The sequence below is a fragment of the Alcanivorax sp. HI0044 genome, from assembly GCF_001634945.1.
Window position 1 is genome coordinate 1 of record NZ_LWEZ01001670.1, and the last position, 3,773, is coordinate 3,773.

A 3,773-nucleotide genomic window follows, 5' to 3' on the forward strand; every position below is an offset into this window, starting at 1 on the left:
TCTGCCTACCTTTTTCAGCCAGAAATTCCAGGTGGATTTCTACGAACAGTCGGTGACCATTCCCTCCCGGTTCGCCATCGGCAGCATGAAGGTATTGAAGTTTTTCCTGATGTTCCTGCGTGAGCCGCGCATTCACTTTGCCATCGATTTCCAGAACCTGGATGGCGCCCGGCTGACCTTTGATTCCGTCTACGACGACAAACAGTACGGGATCGTGGACGGCACCATGAGCGACTTCGAAACCCGCATGAACGCCACTCGCCTGCCCGGCGACTGGCTACACCTGGATTCCAACCAGGGCTGGGAAATGTTCTTCAGCAACCACATGCCGGTGGTGCCCAACGGCCTGTTCGATGCCTTTCTGGATGGCGTGACCATGAACATGTTCTACGAGGATGATGCCAACAGCACCACCAAGTACGAGCGCGATCCCGGTGCCACCCCGCGGCTGGGTTTCCAGAGCGAAGGCATTCCCGATACGGTGATTGATCTGATGGGCGCGATCCCCAAGCTCGACTTCCAGAACATGGACAGCCTGGGCGAAGCCATTGTGGCCCTGGCCGCCGCCGAACAGGACGGCGCATTCGAGAAATACGATGAAGTGGTCAACAAGAAGCTGGCTGAGTTGAAAGCCGATGGTCGCATCGGCACCGTGGATGAGTTGGCCGATGCCTTTATTGCGGATCTGGACCGGATGAATTTCTCCGGCATCCCCCGCGACACCTTCAACCAGATCGTTCACCAGGCCATCGTCGATACCACCCCGGCGGTGGACCAGATTCATCATGGCCAGGTGTTGGCCCGGATGATCACCCTGGCCAACGATCAGGGTATCGATATCCGCCGCCTGCGCTACGCCACCATGGACAACACCCTGTGGTTCCCGGCCTGGGTAGGCGAAGGCGGGGCCAGCGACTTTCAGTGGCAGGTGAGCCACGCCCCCACAGCGACACCGCTGGGGCCGGTTGCTCCCCCCGCCACCAAGCCGGCAAGCAAACCCGCCGCTACGACTCCGTCTGGGTCTTCTGCAACAGCGCCGTAAGCGCGGCGCTGTCTTTCACCTGCCCCTCTTCATCCAGCTCAGGGTATGGCACGCCGTGGGCGTCGCATAAACGGGCGATACGGGCATAGCCCCACCGGAAAAGCAGCTCGTGGTAGCGAGCGGCGTCCACACGAGGCTGATCATAAAACCCTTTCGCCCGGCGCTGCTCACAGGCTTCGGAAAGAATAATCGCCGCCGCCACACTCACATTGAATGACTCCACCATGCCCATCATGGGAATGGTCACATTCTGATCCACCACGCTGGCCACCTCGTCGCTGACGCCGAATTTTTCGGTGCCCAACAACAGCGCCGTTGGCCGGGTGTAATCCACCTCCCGGTAGGGAATTGCATCATCGGACAAATGCGCCGCCAGCACCTGCACCCCCTGGCCCTGCAATTCACGGATCACGTCGGTGCTTTCATCGCGCTTATGCACCTGTACCCAACGCTGCGAGCCCATGGCCGTACCCGCCGCCATGCGGGCCCGGTTCTTGGGCAGCACCGCGTGCACATCAAGAATCCCCACCGCGTCACAAGTACGCACAATGGCAGCAATATTATGGGGTTTGTGCACGCCATCCATGATCACAGTCAGGTCAGGCTGGCGGCGGTCCAGGGTGTCGCAGATGCGGCGGTAACGTTCCGGGGTCATGGGTTTTCCTCGTGGCTGGCCGCGGATTGTATAGGCCCGGCCATGGCTGACACAATTCGCTCGCCTTGCCGATGGCTACAGTCAACAGCGCCACTGCCACTGCCCTGTTGAATCCGCTAGGCTTATGAGCTTGTTAAAACCACTGCCCTGGAGGCTCCATGACTCAACCCTCATCCCGCCGCCAGCCCCTGGAGGGGGTGCGCGTTATCGAACTGGGACAGCTACTCGCCGGGCCTTTTACCGGTACCCTGCTGGCCTACTTCGGCGCCGATGTGGTGAAAGTGGAACCCCCCGGTGGCGACCCGATTCGCGGTTGGCGCAAACTGGATGAGGACGGCACCTCGTTCTGGTGGCGCAGCCTGGGGCGCAACAAGAAGTCGGTCACCCTGGATCTGAAAACCGACCAGGGCAAGGCCCTGGCTCGCAGGTTGATGGTGGGTGCCGATGTGGTCATCGAGAACTTCCGCCCGGGCACCATGGAAACCTGGGGGCTGGGCCCGGACAGCTTTGCCACCGACAACCCGGGGCTGATTTATACCCGCATTTCCGGCTACGGCCAGACCGGCCCCTACGCCAGCAAACCCGGCTACGCCTCGGTGTGCGAAGGCATTGGCGGCCTGCGCTATGTGAACGGCTTTCCCGGCGAGCGCCCGGTGCGCCCCAACCTGTCATTGGGCGACACCATCGCCGGGCTGCACGCAGCGCTGGGCATTTTGCTGGCGCTGTTCGAGCGACAGAACAGTGAGCAGGGGCAGGTCGTGGATGTGGCCCTCTACGAATCCGTGTTCAACCTGCTGGAAGGGGTGATTCCGGAATTCGATGGGGCCGGCGTCATCCGAGAACCCGCCGGCTCCACCGTCACCGGCATTGTTCCCACCAACACCTACCGCTGCGCCGACCGCAAGTTCGTGGTGATCGGCGGCAACGGCGATTCCATTTTCAAACGCTTGATGACCGCCGCCGGCCGCCCCGATATGGCTGAGGATCCCGCCATGGCCAGCAACGCCGGTCGCGTGGAGCACGAAGAGGCCATCGACGCCGCGCTGGACAGCTGGTGCCGCAGCCTGCCCAGTGACCAGGTCCTTGCCATACTCGAAGAAGCCCGGGTGCCCTCCGGCCCCATCTATTCCGTGGCCGACATGATGCAAGACCCGCACTTCCAGGCCCGCGGCCTGTTCCAGCAGGTGGAAATCAACGGCAAACCGCTCAAGGTCCCGGCCATTACACCTCGGCTGGCGGACACCCCCGGCGAAACCCGCTGGCCCGGTGGCGAAGTGGGCAGCCATAACCAGGCCGTGCTCCGTGATGAGCTGGGTTTGAGTGAGGCGGAATTTGCAGACCTGCAGGCCCAAGGCATTATTGGCTGAGTCGAGGAATCAGCGGCCAGCCGCCTGCCTGGCTATCGACTCAGGCCATTGACCATTGAGTCAGAGAGGCGTTACAACAAGGAATCGCTACGATTCCGGGATCCTGATATGCAAACAATAATGGGAATAACCGTTGGCCTGGCTGCGCTGTGCCTGCTGGCCGCAGGACTGTACTACCACGCCCGACGACGCACCCTGCAATCCGACCCGATTCTAATTGGCAGCTGCTACCTGGGAGGCGCCAGCCTGCTGCTGGGCAACTGGCTGGTGCCGATGCTATAAGTGTCCTTAGCCGGACTCAGGCTCTCTTCTCTATAAACCGGGCGATCGCCGCAACCACCCTGGCCTCACTCTCCCTGTGAGGAAAATGTCCACCACCAGGAAAAATCACCAGACTCGCCTCGGCCGCAGCCTTGTCGCACAACCGCTGCGGATGGGCTACCGACCCATATTCATCAGCGTCACCGTGAAGACAAAGCAAGGGTCGCTGCAGGGAGGCCAACACACGATCCAGATTCCAGTCACGAAACGGCTCGCCCAACCAGGTATCAATCCAGGCAGCCAACACCCAGTCTGTTTTATCATCATGGTATCGGGACAATTTCTCTCTCTGGGCTGGATCGGAAAACACCACCTTCGCCGCCTCGATACCGCGCCGGGTACGCTCTTCCACAAAGGCCTGGGCCGCCATGGTGATCACGGCAACGCA

Annotated in this window: 4 protein-coding genes and 1 pseudogene; 3 read left to right on the plus strand and 2 right to left on the minus strand. The window is 61.2% G+C overall.

Annotated elements, in window-relative coordinates; all coding sequences use genetic code 11:
• A pseudogene (locus A3730_RS32205) lies at nt 1-1,042 on the plus strand (hypothetical protein); the annotation flags it as partial.
• Here the strand turns inward: A3730_RS32205 and trmH are convergent.
• Nucleotides 1,005-1,697, minus strand: coding sequence for a tRNA (guanosine(18)-2'-O)-methyltransferase TrmH (trmH, locus tag A3730_RS25140; protein ID WP_063519549.1), 693 nt, complete (start codon nt 1,695-1,697; stop codon nt 1,005-1,007). The pseudogene A3730_RS32205 and the gene trmH sit on opposite strands and share 38 nt — an antisense overlap.
• Before the next feature lie 158 nt (nt 1,698-1,855).
• On the opposite strand from trmH, the gene A3730_RS25145 reads away from it, so the two are divergent.
• Both A3730_RS25145 and A3730_RS30655 read left to right on the plus strand, forming a co-directional pair.
• Nucleotides 1,856-3,064, plus strand: coding sequence for a CaiB/BaiF CoA-transferase family protein (locus A3730_RS25145; protein WP_063519548.1), 1,209 nt, complete (start codon nt 1,856-1,858; stop codon nt 3,062-3,064).
• A gap of 120 nt (nt 3,065-3,184) precedes the next feature.
• Nucleotides 3,185-3,346, plus strand: a complete 162-nt coding sequence (locus A3730_RS30655; RefSeq protein ID WP_156496940.1) for a hypothetical protein — start codon at nt 3,185-3,187, stop codon at nt 3,344-3,346.
• 16 nt (nt 3,347-3,362) lie between these two features.
• Here A3730_RS30655 and A3730_RS32210 read toward each other — a convergent pair.
• The coding region (locus tag A3730_RS32210; RefSeq protein WP_197477629.1) for an alpha/beta hydrolase at nt 3,363-3,773 on the minus strand (411 nt) is incomplete at its 5' end.